A 16,639-nucleotide genomic window follows, 5' to 3' on the forward strand; every position below is an offset into this window, starting at 1 on the left:
GGGTGGGGGCTGCTGCCCATGTCCGAGGGTGCCGGGGCCGGACTGGCTGCTCCGGCAGGTGTGTGCGATACGGCGGACAAAATTGTTGACAATTCTGTTTGGCTAGATTTAGGTTCGACAGGCACTCACTCAGGGAGGGCAACGATGCCGAAGGAAGCCCGTCCGAGCACCGGAGAGCAGGCCAAGCAGCATGCGTTCGCGCAGCTGCGGCAGGCGATCCTGCACGGCGAGATGGCACCGGCACAGCGGCTGGTGGAGAACGAGCTCGCCGAGCAGTTCGGTGTGACACGGGCCAGCATCCGTGCCGCGCTCATCGATCTGGAGGCGCAGGGCCTCGTCGAGAGGATCCGCAACCGGGGTTCCCGGGTGCGGGTGGTGACCGTCGAGGAGGCGGTCGCCATCACCGAGTGCCGCATGGTCCTCGAAGGACTGTGCGCGGCCAAGGCGGCGACCTCGGCCAGCGACGAGCAGCTCGCCGAACTGACCGAGCTGGGCACGGCGATGACCAAGGCCGTGGCCGACGGTGAGCCGGTGACCTACTCCGAGCTCAACCAGGAACTGCACGCCAAGGTGCGGGAGTTCTCCGGCCAGCGGACCGCCGTGGACCTGCTGGAGCGGCTGAACGCCCAACTGGTGCGGCACCGTTTCCAGTTGGCGCTGCGCCCGGGACGCCCCCAGCACTCCCTGAACGAGCACCTGGCGATGATCGAGACGATCAGGGCCAGGGACCCGCAGGCGGCCGAGAAGGCCGTCCGCGCCCACCTCACCAGCGTCATCGAGGCGCTGCGCGACTGAGTCGCGCGGGGCGGGCGCGCATCTGTCCACTCCAAGGAGATTTCAGCCATGACGCAGTCAGGCGCGCCCGCCCGTCCACGTTCGACACTCGTGATCACCGCACATGCCGGGGACTTCGTGTGGCGGGCGGGCGGAGCCATCGCACTGGCCGCCGCCCGCGGCGAGAAGGTCACCATCGCCTGTCTGACCTTCGGCGAGCGCGGGGAGTCCGCGAAGGCCTGGCGCGAGGGCAGGAAGCTCGACGAGATCAAGGCGATACGCCGGGACGAGGCCGAGCGCGCCGCCGCCACCCTCGGCGCCGAGGTCCGTTTCTTCGACGCCGGCGACTACCCGCTGGTGGCCACCGCGCACCTGACCGACCAGCTCGTCGAGGTGTACCGGGCCACCCAGCCCGACATCGTGCTCACCCACCCGGTCGAGGACCCGTACAACGGCGACCACCCGGCCGCCAACCGGATGGCGCTGGAGGCCCGGATCCTCGCGCAGGCCATCGGCTACCCGGGCGAGGGCGAGATCATCGGCGCCCCGCCGGTCTTCTACTTCGAGCCGCACCAGCCCGAGATGAGCGGCTTCAGGCCCGAGGTCCTCCTCGACATCACCGAGGTCTGGGAGACCAAGCGCAAGGCCATGGAGTGCCTCGCCGCCCAGCAGCACCTGTGGGACTACTACACCGACCTGGCCGTGCGCCGGGGCGTGCAGCTCAAGCGCAACGCGGGCCCGAACCTGGGCCTGGCGCACAGGACCATGGCCGAGGCGTACATGCGCCCGTACCCCCAGATCGCGAGGGAGCTGGCATGAGCGGCGTGATCGTCACCGACCCGCCGAAGGCGGACCTGAAGGACGTCGACGCGCTCGCGCGGTACGGCGTGGCCACCGTCAGTGAGGCGATGGGCCGAACGGGCCTGCTGGGCCCGGGAATTCGCCCCGTCCAGCAGGGAGTGCGGGTCGCGGGCACCGCAGTCACCGTGATCGGCTGGCCCGGCGACAACCTCATGATCCACGCGGCCGTCGAGCAGTGCGGCGAAGGCGACATCCTGGTCGTCACCACCACCTCCCCGTGTACGGACGGCCTGTTCGGCGAGCTGTTCGCGACCGCTCTGCGGCAGCGCGGGGTGCGCGGGGTCGTCACCGGCACCGGCATCCGCGACACCCAGGAGCTGCGGGACATGGGCTTCGCCGCCTGGTCCCGCGCGGTCTCCTCGCAGGGCACGGTCAAGGCCACCGGCGGTTCGGTCAACGTGCCGATCGCCATCGACGGCCAGGTGATCCACCCCGGTGACGCGGTCCTCGCCGACGACGACGGCGTCGTGGTCGTCCCGCGCCTGCGGGTGGCCGCGACGGTGGAGAGGTCGCGGGCCCGCGAGGCCAAGGAGGCCGCCACCCGGGCCGCGTTCATGGACGGCCAACTGGGCCTGGACCGCTACGGGTTGCGCGAGACACTGAAGAACCTCGGTGTCGAGTACCGGTCCTACGAGGAGTACACGGGAGAGCGGTCGTGAACCCGCTGCCCGAGGAGGTGCCCTGCATGCTGATGCGGGGCGGCACTTCCAAGGGCGCCTACTTCCTCGCCGACGACCTGCCCGCCGAACCGTCCCTGCGCGACGAGCTGCTGCTGCGGATCATGGGCAGCCCGGACGACCGGCAGATCGACGGCCTGGGCGGCGCCCACCCGCTCACCAGCAAGGTCGCCGTGGTCTCGCGGTCCGTCGACCCGAAGGCCGACGTCGACTACCACTTCCTCCAAGTCGCTGTCGACAGACCCGAGGTGAGCGATCGTCAGAACTGCGGGAACATCCTCGCCGGCGTCGGCCCGTTCGCCGTCGAGCGCGGGCTCGTCCCGGCGGGGGAGCGGGAGACGGCCGTACGGATCCGCATGGTCAACACCGGCGACTACGCGACCGCCACCTTCCCCACTCCCGGCGGCCGCGTCGACTACACCGGGGACGCCGAGATCTCGGGCGTGCCGGGGACGGCCGCGCCCGTGGTGATCGAGTTCCCGCCGGGCAAGGGGGAGTTGCTCCCTACCGGCAACGCGGTCGACGTCGTCGACGGCGTCGAGGTGACCTGCGTGGACAACGGCATGCCGACCGTCCTCATCGCGGCATCCTCCCTCAAGGTCACCGGCTACGAACCGCCCCGGGACCTGGAGGAGGACGTGGCCCTGGCCGACCGGCTGCGCACCATCCGGCTGGCCGCAGGCCCTCTGATGGGCCTGGGTGACGTGTCCGACGCCACCGTCCCCAAACTCACCCTGCTGGCCCCGCCCCGCGACGGAGGTGCGGTCAGCACCCGCACCTTCATCCCCGTGCGCTGCCACACGTCCATCGGTGTCCTGGGCGCGGCCGGCGTGGCCGCGGGACTGCGGATCGACGGCAGTGTGGGCGCGGGACTCGCGAAGACGGATCCCGCGAGCGCCCGCGTGCGCATAGAACACCCCACGGGATTCATGGACATCGAGAGCAGCCTGGCCACCGGCCCCGACGGCCCGCCCGTGGGCCGCCGTACCGCCGTGGTCCGCACGGCCCGCAAGATCTTCGACGGCACCGTCTTCCCCCGGGCCGCCGACCGACCCACAGGAGGTCACTGATGACTCCGCCGCTCGGCGACATCGCCCACATCGGCCACACCCAGCTGTTCACACCGGACCTGGACGCCAGTGTCGCCTTCTTCACCGACTTCCTCGGGCTGACGGTCAACGGCCAGGACGGCGACACGGTCTATCTGCGGACCTTCGACGACTACGAGCACCACAGCCTCGTCCTCACCGCCCGCGAGCAGCCCGGCCTCGGCCGGCTCGCCCTGCGCACCTCCAGCGAGGCGGCACTCCACCGCCGTGTCAGGGCGGTCGAGGAGTCGGGCGGCACCGGTACCTGGGTCGAGGACGAACCCGGCCTGGGCAAGCTCTACGTCACCACCGACCCGGACGGCCACGAACACGCCCTCTACTGGGAGAGCGAGCACTACCGGGCCCCGGACGAGCTCAGGCCGGCGCTGAAGAACCAGCCGCAGGCCAAGCCCAACAGGGGAGTCGGCGTACGGCGGTTGGACCACGTCAACTTCCTCGCGGCCGACGTGCTCGCCAACGCCGAGTTCCAGCAGCACGTGCTCGGCGCCCGGCCCACCGAGCAGATCCGGCTGGACAGCGGGAAGATCGCGGCGCGCTGGCTGACGTACACGAACAAGTCGTACGACGTCGTCTACACCTCCGACTGGACCGGCAGCGAGGGGCGGCTGCACCACATCGCCTTCGCCACCGACACCCGCGAGGACGTGCTGCGGGCGGCCGATCTCGCCATCGACACCGGGGTGTTCATCGAGACGGGACCGCACAAGCACGCCATCCAGCAGACGTTCTTCCTGTACGTCTATGAGCCCGGCGGCAACCGGGTCGAGCTGTGCAACCCGCTCACCCGGCTGGTCCTCGCGCCGGACTGGCCGCTCGTCACCTGGACCGAGGAGGAGCGCCGGAAGGGACAGGCCTGGGGTCTGAAGACCATCGAGTCCTTCCATACGCACGGGACGCCTCCGGTGGCCTGACCTGCGTTGTTCCGAGCCACTCCCTAAGTGTCGATGAGATTGTTGACAAAAACGTTGACACCTAAGGGGGTGGCTCCTTAGCGTCTGGCGCACCACGTACGAGAGGTAACCAACGATGTCTCCCTCCCCCTCCCCGCTGTCCGCCCGCGGCGGCAGACTGGCCCTCCTGGTCGTCGGCCTGTGCTGGCTGGCCGTGCTCTTCGACGGCCTCGACATGTTCATCTACGGCTCGGTGCTGCCCCACCTGCTGGAGACCGGCACCTTCGGCCTCACCCCGGACCAGGCCGGCGACCTCGGCAGCTACGCCACCTTCGGCATGCTGGTCGGCGCCCTCGTCGCCGGCACCGTCGCCGACCGCATCGGCCGCAAGAAGCTGATGGTCTCCTGCGTGGTCCTCTTCTCGCTGGCCTCCGGCGTGTGCGCGCTGGCCGACGGCGTCGCGGTCTTCGGCCTCGGCCGGACCCTGGCGGGCGTCGGCCTCGGCGGCCTGCTGCCGACCGCGATCAGCATGGTCTCCGACTACGCCCCGCGCGGCCGCGGCGCCCTCGTCATCGGCCTGCTGATGACCGCCCACCACGCCGGCGGCATCCTCTCCGCCTACGTCGCCAAGTGGCTCATCGACCCGGTCGGCTGGCGGGCCGCGTTCTGGGTCTGCGTGCTCCCGCTGCTGTTCGCCCCGGTGCTGGCGAAGCTGCTTCCCGAGTCGCTGAGCTTCCTGGTCGCCAAGGGCCGCGGCGAGGAGGCCAGGGCCCTGGCCGAGCGCTACGACGTCGAGGTGCCCGCCGCCAAGGCCGGTGGCGCGGGCGACCGCTGGACCAACCTCGCGCACCTCTTCCGCGGCAACGAGTGGATCCAGACCCTGCTCTACTGGGTCGCCTCCTTCGGCGGTCTGCTCCTCGTCTACGGAGTCGCCACCTGGCTGCCCACCCTGATGCGCGCCGAGGGCTACGCCCTGGGCTCCGCCCTGTCCTTCGTGGTCGTCTTCAACCTCGGTGGCATCGTGGGCATGCTGGTCGCGGGCCGGGCCGCCGACCGCTTCGGTGCCCCGCGCATCTCCGCGCTCTGGTTCGCGCTGACCGCCGCGGGCGTCTTCCTGCTCAGCGTCCACATGCCGATGACCGTCACGATGATCGTCGTCTTCCTCACCGGCGTCTTCCTCAACAGTGCCCAGACGATGATCTACGCCACGGTCTCCATCCGCTCCACCGCGGACAGCCGCGCAACGGCCGTCGGCTGGACCTCGGGCATGGGCCGCTTCGGCGCCGTCTTCGGACCGTGGCTCGGAGGCCAGCTCCTCGCCTCGGGCAACGGCGACCTGGGCTTCACCGCCTTCGCTCTCGCGGGCCTGTCGTCCATGGTCTTCATCGGCATCGCCGCCCTGCGCAGCTCCCGGCAGGCGCCCACCGGCAGCGAGCGGGAACTGGTCGCCTCGCACTGAGCCGAACGCGACGTCGGGCGGCGTAACGGTGAGCGGCCCGGGCCGCGGCACCCCACCGCCGCCGACGTCCGCGTGAGGTAGGGTTTCCCTGCGCGATCACACGGGTATCCCCGTGCTCTTCGCGGCCGGGACGTGGCGCAGCTTGGTAGCGCACTTGACTGGGGGTCAAGGGGTCGCAGGTTCAAATCCTGTCGTCCCGACGGCACGAAGGGTCTTCACGGGCGAGAGCCTGTGAGGGCCCTTCTTCTGTTGGGGACGAGGTGCGGGGCAGGGACGTGCATCCCGCTCCGCCTCCCGGGACTCGTGCCGTGTCATCACGGCGCGCGCCCGTTCCCGGGAGCCTCAAGCGTGCCGGTCCAGGGGACGGCATCCCAGTACGCGGCCCGCCCGAGGTGGGCCCATCGGCCCCCGCGCAGGGCGGTCCGGCCCCTGTGGAGGGGGACCAGTGGGTCTTCTGCGTCAGGTGCATGTTCGGGAAGCATGTAAAGCTGAGCGAAGGGGGGGCGCTGCCCAGGACGTGACGAGACATGGTGGTGAGCGCCGTGGTCACACGCGACAGCAACACCGTCGTACCGGCCCGAGGCCGTGTCGATCCCCTCGGGGACCCGTTCCTGCGTACGCGCTTCGCGGTGCCGTCCCGGCCCGCCACCTTCCTGCACCGCGAACGCCTCACCGAGCACCTCGCGGAAGGGCTCCGGACGCCGCTGACCATGGTCAACGGCTCGGCCGGCGCGGGGAAGACCCTGCTGGTCGCCGACTGGACCGCGGGGCTCGACCGGCCCGTCACCTGGCTCACCGTCGAGGCGGAGGAACAGCGCCCCGGCATGTTCTGGGCGTACTTCCTGCAGGCCCTCAGCGCCTCCGGCACTCCGCTGTCCGACGCGGTCCACTGCCCGGCGGACCCGAGCCGGGTGAGCCACAAGGTGCTGTCCGAGATCGCCGAGGACCTGGTCGGACGCGACCCCGCCCCGGTCGTCGTGCTGGACGAGTTCGACCGGGCGGCCGCGTCCGAGGTGGCGGAACAGCTGGAATTCGTGCTCCAGCACGCGGGCGACGGGCTGCGTCTGGTCCTCGTCACCCGCAACGAACCGATGTTCTCGCTGCACCGGTACCGCGCGGCCGGAACCCTGACGGAGATCCGCGACGCCGAGCTCGCCCTGACCCCCGAGGAGGCCGCGGCGCTCCTGGAACTGCACGGGCTCAGCCTGCCCGCCGACGCCGTGCGCGCCCTCGTGGACCGTACCCGCGGCTGGGCCGCCGGCCTGCGGCTGTGTGCCCTGGCCGCCCAGCAGAGCCCCGACCCGGAGAGGTACCTCAAGGAGTTCGAGGCCGACCACAGCACGGTCGCCGACTTCCTGCTGGCGGAGGTCCTGCGCCGCCAGCCGCCCGCGACGCAGGACCTGCTGCTGCGGGTCAGCGTCCTGGACCGCTTCTGCCCCGACCTGGTGGACGGGCTGACCCACCGCACCGACGCCGAACCCATCCTGGCCGAGCTGCACCGTGACAACGCCTTCGTCGAGCAGCTGGGACACGGGTGGTACCGGCTGCACCCGTTGTTCGGGGAGATACTCCAGACCCACCTCCGGGTGCGCCACCCCGGCCTGGAACCCGATCTGCACCGCTCGGCCGCCCAGTGGCTGCGCAGCCACGGCACCCTCCCGGAGGTGCTCGCCCACGGAGCCGCGGCCGCCGACTGGGACTTCACCGCCGCCGCGCTGGTCGACGACCTCGCCATCGGGCAGTTCTTCACCGGTCTGCGCTCCGAGGAGCTGAACGAGCTGTTCTCCCGCATGGGCCCCGAGGCCACGGGCCCCGCGACCGAGCTGGTCCGGGCGGCTCGCGACCTCGCGCGCAGCGACCTCGACCGGGGCCTGGCCCACCTGCGGCAAGCCGAGGCACGCCCGGCGGGCGAGGAGGTCGATCCGGCCGCCGCCCAGCTGAGCCGCGCCCTCCTGGAGGCGGTCGCCGCCCGGCTGAACGGCTCGCCCGCCCGGGCCGAACAGGCCGCCGAGACCGCCGACGGGATACGCCAGGAGGTCCCCGCGCACCTCCTGGACAAACACCCCGAGCTGCCCGCCCTGCTGCTGACCCACCTGGGCTCCACGCGCCTGTGGGCCGGCCGCTACGAGGACGCGCGGGCCGCGCTCGCCGAGGCGGCCGACTGCCCCGGCGAGATCCTGACGGTGCGGCCCCGGGAGGACTCGATGGGCCACCTGGCGCTCCTCGACTATCTGGACGGCTGGCCCGGCAGGGCCGAGCACAGGGCGCTGGCGGCGCTGACCGAGACCGAGCGGTTCAGCCTCCCGCCGGACTCCGGCTCCGGCATCGAGCGGCTGGTGCTGGCCGCCGTCGCGGTCGACCGCCACGAGCTGGCCCGCGCCCAGGCCCTCCTCGACGAGGCCGACGAGCACGGTCTCGACACCCAGGACCCGGTGAAGGCCGCCGGACGGGCGATCGCCACCGCCCGGCTCCATCTGGCACGGGGCAACGCGCGAGCGGCCATGGAGTCGGCGGCCCCGGCCCTGTCCACCGCCGTGGCCTCACCGTGGGCGGACAGCCTGGAGCGGCTGGTCACCTCCACCGTCCATCTGGCCGAAGGACGGTCCGAGACGGCCGTCGAGATGACCCGGCACCTGCCCGACGACCGGCCGGCGTGGCTGGTGGAGGCCGCGCGCATCCAGCTCGCGGCGGGCAGACCGGGCGACGCGATCGGCCTTCTCGACGCCGTGCCCGCCGACAGCCGGCCCGGACCCGCGGTGACCGTGCGCGCGGCGCTGGTGAGAGCCCGGGCCGCACAGCTGGCGGGTGACACCGAGGCCGCCCGCAGGCTCGTCGCGCAGGCCCTCCTGCTCGCCCGGCGCGAGCGGCTGCGCGGCCCCTTCCTCGACGCCGGACGCTGGATCAGGCCCCTCCTGGCCGCGGCGCCCCTGCGGGGGCTGGCCGCCGGCTGGCTGACGCCCGGCCCCGCGGCCGACGACGGACCGGCCGCCGCCCCGCACCCCGCACCGATCGTCGTGGAGGAGCTGAGCGAGCGCGAGCAGGACGTCCTGCAACGGCTGGCGCAGATGATGTCGACCCAGGAGATCGCCGTCGACCTGTACCTCTCGGTGAACACCGTGAAGACCCACCTCAAGAGCCTGTACCGGAAGCTGGCGGTGAACCGGCGCAGCGAGGCGGTACGCCGCGCGCGGGAGCTGCGGCTCCTGTGAGACGGCCGGCTCGCCCGCGGCGGGTGAGGCACCGCACGCCGGTCTCGGCTGACATGGGAGAGCGGACCGCCTCAGGGCCGTCGAGCTGTGCGGCCGATCCTCGCGCACGCCCCAGGGGAGACCGCGTGGACAGGCACCGGCCCCGTCGGCCGGACCCGCGCGCCGACCGACAGGAGCACCGATGTCCATGACCGACCACCCGACGCTTCGCGGCACCGGTACGGAGCGCCGGGCCCGTGGCGACTACACCGGCGGCGTCTACGGCTCCATGCTCGCGGCCTCCGTGGTGATCGGCGCCGGCACCCTGGGCTCCTTCCCCCGGGTGGAACTGGTGGTGCTGTTGCTGCTCACCGGCGTGGCGTTCTGGATCGCCCATGTGCACGCCCAGCTGTTCGGGGCGCGGCTGGCGCAGGAACCGCTGGACCACCGGGTCGTCCTGCGCGCGTGCCGCGAGGAGTGGCCGATCGTCAAGGCCGCCGTACCGCCGGCGGTGGCGGTGGCGGTGAGTCCGCTGCTGGGCCTGGACGTGCAGGGCGGCCTCTGGCTGGCGCTGTCCGTCGCGGTGGCCGGGCAGGTGGGCTGGTCTGTTGCGGCGGCCCGGCGCGCCCACGCCTCCTGGCGCCTGGTCGCAGCCACCGCCGCGGTCAACCTGCTGCTCGGTCTGCTGATCATCTCCTTCAAGGTGTTCCTGAAGCACTGACCCGGCCGTCAATCACCTTCGCCGGGTGAGGCCGCCGGCCGGTTCCGAGCGGACCATCTCAGGACAGGGCACAGACCGCCTTCCAGACCGCCTCACGGGCAGCCCGCGGGAGTGGAGCCCATGCGCTACGAGATCAGAGTCGACGGACACATGTCGGACACCATGGCCGAAGCCTTTCCCGAACTGGAACGCGTCGTCATGTCCGGCCAGACCGTCCTGTTCGGCTCCGTCATCGACGAGGCGCAGCTGTTCGGCCTGCTGGCCCGCTGCCAGTCACTGGGCCTGCACGTGGTGGAGATGCGGCGGATGCCGGACTGAGGGAGCGGGGCCCGGCGGTGCCTCGTGGGCGCGAAGAGCCCGGCATGTCGGCCCGCACCCGGAGTCCGATCACCCGCGCCGGGTGAGGCGGTCAGGACCTGGTCGTGGGCACGCTGAGGTCGGCACAGACGGGCGGCCGGGCGAAGGCCCCGCACGGAGGAGACAGACATGAGTGCGTCCACGTACCTCGCATACGACTATCCGCTGCTGAGCGTCTTCTGGTCCATGCTGTGGTTCTTCCTGTGGATCATGTGGTTCATCCTGCTCTTCCGGGTCGTCGTCGACATCTTCCGCGACGACGCCATGAGCGGCTGGGCCAAGGCCGGCTGGCTGGTGTTCACGATCCTCCTGCCCTTCCTGGGCGTCTTCGTGTACGTCATCGCCCGCGGCAAGAACATGGGCCGGCGTGAGGCCGCCCAGGCACGGGCCCAGCAGCAGGCCTTCGACTCGTACATCCGTCAGACCGCCCAGGAAGGCGGCACCAGCAGCGTCGACGAACTCGCCAGGCTCTCGGAGATCCGGGCCAAGGGCGACATCACGGACGCGGAGTTCGCCCGGGCGAAGGAGCTGGTCCTGAGCGGCCACGGCTCCGGGACCTCCGCCGGCGCCACCTCCCGGCACTGAGCACGCCGGCCGATCGAAACGAGGATGCAGGATGACCGCCACACACACCACTCACCGGTCCACGGCCAAGCAGGACTGGGCCGCCGGCACGATGGTCTTCGCGGCCGTCATGCTGATGATCGCGGGACTGCTCGACATCTTCCGGGGCATCATGGCCATCGCCGAGGACGACGTCTTCGTCACGACGCGCAACTACGTCTTCCAGTTCGACCTGACCAGCTGGGGCTGGATCCACCTGGCCCTGGGTGCGATCGGCGTGCTGGTGAGCCTCGGGCTCTTCCGCGCGGCCACCTGGGCGCGGGTGTCCGGCGTCGCCATCGCCGGGCTCATCATCATCGCCAACTTCCTCTCCCTGCCGTACTACCCGGTCTGGTCGGTCGTGATGATCGCGTTCTCGGGGTTCGTCATCTGGGCGCTGTGCACGGTCCGGCGTGACGATTCCTTCGAACCGTTCGAGAGCCCGGGACGCGACATCTGACGGCCTGTCGCTCCGGGTCCGTGCGGTGGCAGGTCCCGGACGGCGGAGGGCCGGGTGCTGGGCGCCCGGCCCTCCGCCACCGCCGTACGGGAGCCTGCCTCAGGTCTCCTCGCGCACCAGCCCCGCGTAGGCGTCGCCCAGTCTGTCCGCGAGCTGGTCGACGCCGAGGGTGTCGAGGCCCCGCTGTCCGGACACCGCCGCCCGGGCGGCCGAGCGCGCGGTGGTGAACAGGGCCCAGGAATCCGCCGTGTAGTGGGCCCGGTCCGGGGAGCCCACCGCCTCCAGGGCGCTGCGCAGCGGTGCCGTGTCGACCGGTCCGTCGACGTCGCCGGAGAGCGCGGTGAAGGCGTCGAGGACGATCTTCCCGGACTTCAGGGTGAACGTCACGGTGTGCCGGCCGTCGGGCAGACCGCGCAGCGAGTACGTCGCCTGGCGCTTGTCGGTGGCGGTGGTCCTCACGTCCCGGGCGACGGGCCGGCCGTCCACCGAGACGTCGAGGACGGCGCTTCCGTCGTTGCCGCCGATGACGTCGACGCCCGTGCCGCGGAACGGGACGGTGACCGTGGCGCCGGCGGTGCTGCCGGTCGACGTGGACCGGTACCAGTTCATCGCGTCACCGAGGGAGGCGTTGCGGCTCCAGGTGCCGGTGTAGCCGACCGCGCCGTCCATGTTGTCGGTCAGCGTGGTGGCGTACGGGGTGTATCCGGCGACCTTCTCGACCTTCAGGTTGTCGAACGCGGTCCGGTGGAAGTCGGTGCCGAGCTTGACGCGACCCTCGGTCACGGGCGCCGGGTCCTGGTAGGAGGCGACGGCCTCTCCGTCGACGTAGGCGGTGACGGTCGCGCCCCTGGCCTCGACGGCGAGGCGGTAGCCGTCGGACGCGGCGACCGAACCGGTCCGCACGGCCGTGCCGTACCGGTAGAGGGTCCAGCTTCCGGACGGGCCGATCCCGATGCTGTACGCGGCGTCCGTCGCGGCCATGCCCTTCTGCTGGCGTACCCCCAGGGTGGCGAGGCCGCCCTGCGGGTCGGGGAAGGACACGTCGACCGAGGCCCGGTAGTTCTCCCAACGGAAGTCGCCGACCGTGGTGTTGGGGGTGTTCCGGTTCCAGGCGCCGGTGTCCTTCATGGACTGGTCCAGGTACTGGTAGAGCACGTTGTCGCCGTCGGCGTCCTCGCCGACCTCCCAGGCACCGGTCTGGTCGACCAGGTAACGGGGCTGGTTGCCACGGGACGTGAGGTACGGCTGGGACACCTTGCGCGCGCCGTTGGCGGTGCCGACCTGGACCCGGCCCTCCTCCGCGTACCCGAAGTCGTCGGCGTACAGGACGGAGTCGCGGGTGTCGTGCCTCTTGCCCGTCGCGTCGGTGTCGAGAACCGTGCGGGGCGCCGAGGAGGGCAGACGCTGGTTCGTCGTCTTGTCGTGGCTGCGGTCGAGCGTGGTGAACGTGACGATCGAGCGCGGCTTCATCGTGTACGTGTAGTAGCCCTCGCCGTCCGGGCGGACCTCGGCGGCCAGGTGCTTGAAGTTCGCGTCGTAGGCCTGGCCGGGATCGGCCGCGCGGGTCTCCCAGACCTCCATGGTGGGGTCGTCGCCCAGGTTCATGTTCGCGGCCCTGATGCGGTAACTCCTAATCCGGTCACTGTCGTTGACGGCGATCGTGGAGAAGTCCCTTTTCCCCGGGTCGGCGAGGGTCATGTAACTGGGTGCGCCGTTCGAGCCGTCGACGTTCTCGGTGCCGCTCACCCCGCTGTAGCTCGCCTCGGGCACCGTGCGCCAGATGCCGGCCGTGTTGGCGGAGTTCTCCCAGCCCGTCCTCGCGAACTGGGTGAAGTGCTGCATCACGTACACGGCGGCGTCGTAGTGGATGCTGCCCGACCACGGGTCGCGGGCGCTGACCAGCTCCTTGTGGCTGTACTGGGCGCCCTCGTAGAAGGCGCCGATCGCCGGCTGGAAGATGTAGTGCGTCCGCTTGGAGTTGGCGTAGCTCTTCACGGAGCGGTTGGCGAGGTCGAGGGCGCTCTGCACGCCCCCGATGCCGGTGCTCGCGCCGCCGGGCCCCTCGGTGTTGTGGACCCGGTAGTCCGTCCAGCCGAAGGAGCCCACTCCCTCGCTGTACCAGACCTCCTTGTCCTGCCCGAGGGCGGTGTCGCCGGTCGCCAGCTTGGTGTACGGACGGTAGGTGGGGCTGTCGGGGGTGCCGTCGAGCCGGTCGTCGGTGGTGTAGTGGTAGCCCACCGCGTCGACCATGCCGAAGAGTTCGGTGTCCGTGAGCATCGCCGGGCCGATGTTCTTCGTGGTGTTCTCGTCCGAGGCGACGATCTTGATGTCGTGGTAGGCCTTCGCCGCCGCCTGCTGCTGACGTGGCGTCAGCCCGTAGCGCGGGTCGTCGAACCCGGTGTCGTTCACCAGGGCGTTCTTGTACCACTTGACGAAGGAGATGTCGGGCTTGGTGGTCTCGTTGGTGTCCGGATCGACGTAGTCGACCATGTACCCGTACTTCTGGTACGCGTCGAGGATCGTCTCCTTGTACCACTTGTACATCTCGTCGGTGCCGGTGCCCTTGTTCCACTCGGTCTGCACCCACTGGGGCATCACCCAGCGCAGGATCGAGACCTTGAGCCGCGGGTTCACCGTCTTGGCGTCGGCGGCCAGTTGGAACCCGGGGGAGCGGGAGGCGTCGGCGAGCTCGTCCGCCGTGCGCATGGTCGCCGGGTCGGAGCCGGTGGAGGTGTTGGTGTCCGACCCCATCTCGACCTTGACGTGGTTGATGAGCGGGTTCCTCCCGCCGAACAGCACGCGGACCAGCTGCCAGTAGCGGTCCGGGTGCTCGGCCTTGTAGTCCATCAGCAGGTTGCTCGTGCTGTTGCAGCTGAGCAGGCCGAGTCCCTTGTAGGTCAGGCCGTTCACGTTGTCGGCGCGTACGTCGTTGCCGTCGACCACGATCTGCACGGGATCGTCCGCGGAGTGGGCGGCGGGGGCCGCGGTCACCCCTGCCGCCAGTGCCATGGTGGTCGCCGCGGCGAGCGAGGCCCAGCCGAATCTTCGCTGCATACCCATTCGGGGGACCGTAGGCGGCAAGCGCTTTCTACGTCAATCCCCTTGCGTCACTTGAGATTTGACCGGCCCCGACCGGTGTGACCTGCCGAAAAACGCGTGGACCGGGCGACCGGGGCCGCGGGACACTGCCGAACTCGGAAAGCTACTCCCCAGACACACAGGGTTACGATGCAGACGCCTGAGGCACCGAAGACCACACCGCGCAAGGGCGCGGTGCTCCTCGCACTTCGCTACTACGGACGGGAGTTGGCCCGGCTGCGCCGGCTGACCGTGCCCGCCATGCTGCTGTCGGCGCTGGGCAGCACCGGCATCAACTACATCGCGCCGCTGATCGTCGCCAGGCTGGCCGGCGACATCGCCGACGGCGACGAGTTCACCGTCGGATCGGCGCTGCCGTACGTCGCGGGTTTCGCCGGTGTCCTGCTGTTCGCGGAAGCGCTGTGGCGGGTCGCCCTGCACTGCCTGAACCGTCTCGACGCCCTCGGCGTCGAGCACCTGTACGTGATCGGGATGGACCAGCTGTTCGCCAAGGACGCCGCGTTCTTCCACGACAACTTCGCCGGGTCGCTGACCAAGCGCGCCCTGAGCTTCGCCACCCGTTTCGAGCCATTCGTCGACACCCTGGCGTTCCAGATCGTGGGCAGTCTGGTGCCGCTGCTGTTCGGCTCGGTGGTGCTCTGGCGCTACGAACCCCTGCTCGTCGTCGGGCTGTTGGTCATGATCGCGCTGACGGCCCTGTGCGCGGCGCCGCTCATCCGGCGTCGCCAGGAACTGGTCGCCGAGCGCGAGGCGGCGGTCGCCCGGGTGGCCGGGCACGTCGCCGACAGCCTCATGAACATGGACACGGTCCGGGCCTTCGGGGCGGAGGAGCGCGAGGCCGCCGAACACCGCTCCCGCGTCGCGGTCTCACGCCGGCTCACGCTCAGGTCCTGGGACTACGGCAATCTGCGCATCGACACCTTCGTCGCGCCGATGTCCGTGCTGACCAACGCGCTCGGCCTGCTGCTCGCGGTCGCCCTCGGCGGGGGCGAGCACGGCGTGGAGGCGGTCGTCGTCGCGTTCACCTACTACTCCAACGCGACCCGGATCATGTTCGAGTTCAACCAGATCTACCGCCGTCTGGAGAGCTCGATGACGGAGGCCGCACAGTTCACCGAACTGCTGATGACCCCGCCCACCGTGGTCGACCCGCCGTCGCCCGAGCCGCTGCTGCCCGGGGCGGCCGACGTGCGCTTCGAGCGGGTGAGCTTCGCCCACGCCGGTGCCGAGCGGCTCTTCGAGGGGCTCGACCTGGTCGTGCCCAGCGGGACCAAGGTCGGGCTCGTCGGCCGGTCCGGCGGCGGCAAGACCACCCTCACCCGGCTGCTGCTGCGGATGCAGGACATCGACGGCGGCCGGATCCTCGTCGGCGGGCAGGACATCAGCAGGCTGCGCCAGACCGACCTGCGCAGTCTGATGGCCTACGTGCCGCAGGACCCGGCGATGTTCCACCGGACCCTGCGGGACAACATCGCCTTCGCCCGGCCGGACGCCACCGACGCCGAGATCCGCCGTGCCGCCGAGGCGGCCCACGTCACCGAGTTCGCCGACGCGCTGCCGGAGGGGTTCGACACCCTGGTGGGGGAGCGCGGCGTCAAACTGTCCGGCGGGCAGCGCCAGCGCGTCGCCCTCGCGCGGGCGATCCTGCGCGACGCGCCGATCCTGCTGCTCGACGAGGCGACCAGCGCGCTGGACTCGGAGAGCGAGATCCTGGTCCAGGAGGCGCTGTGGCGGCTCATGGAGGGGCGGACGGCGCTCGTGGTGGCCCACCGGCTGAGCACCGTCGCGGGCATGGACCAGCTCGTCGTCCTCGACCGCGGGCGGATCGTGGAGCAGGGCAGCCACCAGGAACTGCTCACGCTGGACGGCCCGTACGCGAAGCTGTGGCACCACCAGTCGGGCGGGTTCCTCGAAGACGACCCGGTGGAGGCCCAGTTGAGCTGAGGCCGTTCCCTCGCGGGCTTGCCGTTCGCAGAGGGCTTCGCGGGCGCGAGTCCGTGGGGCCCTTTTCCGCCATTCCGGCCACCCCGCAGTACGCCGTCCCGCGCCCGGGCAATCCCGTCGTCGCAGGTCACGAGGTCGGGCTTCGCGCCGGAAGTGCCTGTTGAGGTGGCTACTCCCTTCCCTCATCTCCAAATAGTAGGCACATATTCCACACATCCCCCTCTGCAGACGGGGGTCCATGGTCTAGATTGACCTTGCTGCCCATGCTGGGACACGAAGCGACAAATAGTGATGTGTTGGGTCCAAGGCTGTGGACACTGAGCAGAAACGTCTCGGCGCCAGGCTCGGGGGTGATCAGTACTTGGAGCCCTAGGGGGGTTCGGATGCGGGGAGCATCCGGGGTTCTGGTGGGTTCCCGTGCGACTCGAGGGGGCCGGCGGGACGGGTAAGTCCGCTGCCGCCAAGGTGAGTTGCTCGCGCAGCTGCCAACGATCCGG

General features: G+C 70.8%; 13 protein-coding genes and 1 tRNA gene. 13 read left to right on the forward strand and 1 reads right to left on the reverse strand.

Annotated features, from left to right (window positions below):
- The first annotated feature begins 144 nt into the window (after positions 1-144).
- From EHS43_RS18145 to EHS43_RS18200, 12 genes are all read left to right on the forward strand, one after another.
- The gene (locus EHS43_RS18145; protein ID WP_125191819.1) at positions 145-795 is read left to right on the forward strand and encodes a GntR family transcriptional regulator; all 651 of its coding nucleotides are present in this window, start codon (positions 145-147) and stop codon (positions 793-795) included.
- A gap of 48 nt (positions 796-843) precedes the next feature.
- Complete coding sequence (locus EHS43_RS18150; RefSeq protein ID WP_125191820.1) at positions 844-1,593, forward strand: PIG-L deacetylase family protein; 750 nt, start codon at positions 844-846, stop codon at positions 1,591-1,593.
- On the forward strand, positions 1,590-2,294 hold the full coding sequence (locus EHS43_RS18155) for a 4-carboxy-4-hydroxy-2-oxoadipate aldolase/oxaloacetate decarboxylase (protein ID WP_125191821.1): 705 nt from the start codon (positions 1,590-1,592) through the stop codon (positions 2,292-2,294). The genes EHS43_RS18150 and EHS43_RS18155 overlap by 4 nt, the downstream gene beginning before the upstream one ends.
- Before the next feature lie 26 nt (positions 2,295-2,320).
- On the forward strand, positions 2,321-3,382 hold the full coding sequence (locus EHS43_RS18160; RefSeq protein WP_125191830.1) for a 4-oxalomesaconate tautomerase: 1,062 nt from the start codon (positions 2,321-2,323) through the stop codon (positions 3,380-3,382).
- Positions 3,382-4,332: a catechol 2,3-dioxygenase gene (locus EHS43_RS18165; protein ID WP_125191822.1), complete on the forward strand. Its 951-nt coding sequence runs from the start codon at positions 3,382-3,384 to the stop codon at positions 4,330-4,332. The genes EHS43_RS18160 and EHS43_RS18165 overlap by 1 nt, the downstream gene beginning before the upstream one ends.
- A 115-nt stretch (positions 4,333-4,447) precedes the next feature.
- On the forward strand, positions 4,448-5,770 hold the full coding sequence (locus tag EHS43_RS18170) for an aromatic acid/H+ symport family MFS transporter (RefSeq protein WP_125191823.1): 1,323 nt from the start codon (positions 4,448-4,450) through the stop codon (positions 5,768-5,770).
- Between the two features lie 126 nt (positions 5,771-5,896).
- Positions 5,897-5,970 (forward strand) — tRNA-Pro (locus EHS43_RS18175).
- Between the two features lie 327 nt (positions 5,971-6,297).
- The gene (locus tag EHS43_RS18180; RefSeq protein WP_125191824.1) at positions 6,298-8,979 is read left to right on the forward strand and encodes a LuxR C-terminal-related transcriptional regulator; all 2,682 of its coding nucleotides are present in this window, start codon (positions 6,298-6,300) and stop codon (positions 8,977-8,979) included.
- Positions 8,980-9,160: 181 nt separating this feature from the next.
- A complete protein-coding gene (locus EHS43_RS18185) occupies positions 9,161-9,679 on the forward strand; it encodes a hypothetical protein (protein WP_125191825.1) in 519 nt (172 codons plus the stop codon).
- A 120-nt stretch (positions 9,680-9,799) separates the two neighbouring features.
- Entirely contained in the window at positions 9,800-9,997 is a 198-nt protein-coding gene (locus EHS43_RS18190) for a hypothetical protein (RefSeq protein ID WP_125191826.1), read from the forward strand.
- A 168-nt stretch (positions 9,998-10,165) separates the two neighbouring features.
- Positions 10,166-10,621, forward strand: a complete 456-nt coding sequence (locus EHS43_RS18195; protein ID WP_125191827.1) for an SHOCT domain-containing protein — start codon at positions 10,166-10,168, stop codon at positions 10,619-10,621.
- A gap of 31 nt (positions 10,622-10,652) precedes the next feature.
- Positions 10,653-11,099 carry a hypothetical protein gene (locus EHS43_RS18200; RefSeq protein WP_125191828.1) on the forward strand — a complete coding sequence of 149 codons (447 nt, stop codon included), beginning with the start codon at positions 10,653-10,655 and terminating at the stop codon, positions 11,097-11,099.
- A 99-nt stretch (positions 11,100-11,198) separates the two neighbouring features.
- On the opposite strand, the gene EHS43_RS18205 is transcribed toward EHS43_RS18200, so the two are convergent.
- Complete coding sequence (locus tag EHS43_RS18205) at positions 11,199-14,159, reverse strand: GH59 galactosidase (protein ID WP_260470587.1); 2,961 nt, start codon at positions 14,157-14,159, stop codon at positions 11,199-11,201.
- Between the two features lie 168 nt (positions 14,160-14,327).
- Here EHS43_RS18205 and EHS43_RS18210 point away from each other — a divergent pair, with 168 nt between their 5' ends.
- On the forward strand, positions 14,328-16,142 hold the full coding sequence (locus tag EHS43_RS18210) for an ABC transporter ATP-binding protein (protein WP_125191829.1): 1,815 nt from the start codon (positions 14,328-14,330) through the stop codon (positions 16,140-16,142).
- The last annotated feature ends 497 nt before the right edge of the window (positions 16,143-16,639 follow it).

The organism is Streptomyces sp. RP5T (assembly GCF_003933965.1).
Taxonomy (GTDB): Bacteria; Actinomycetota; Actinomycetes; order Streptomycetales; family Streptomycetaceae; genus Streptomyces.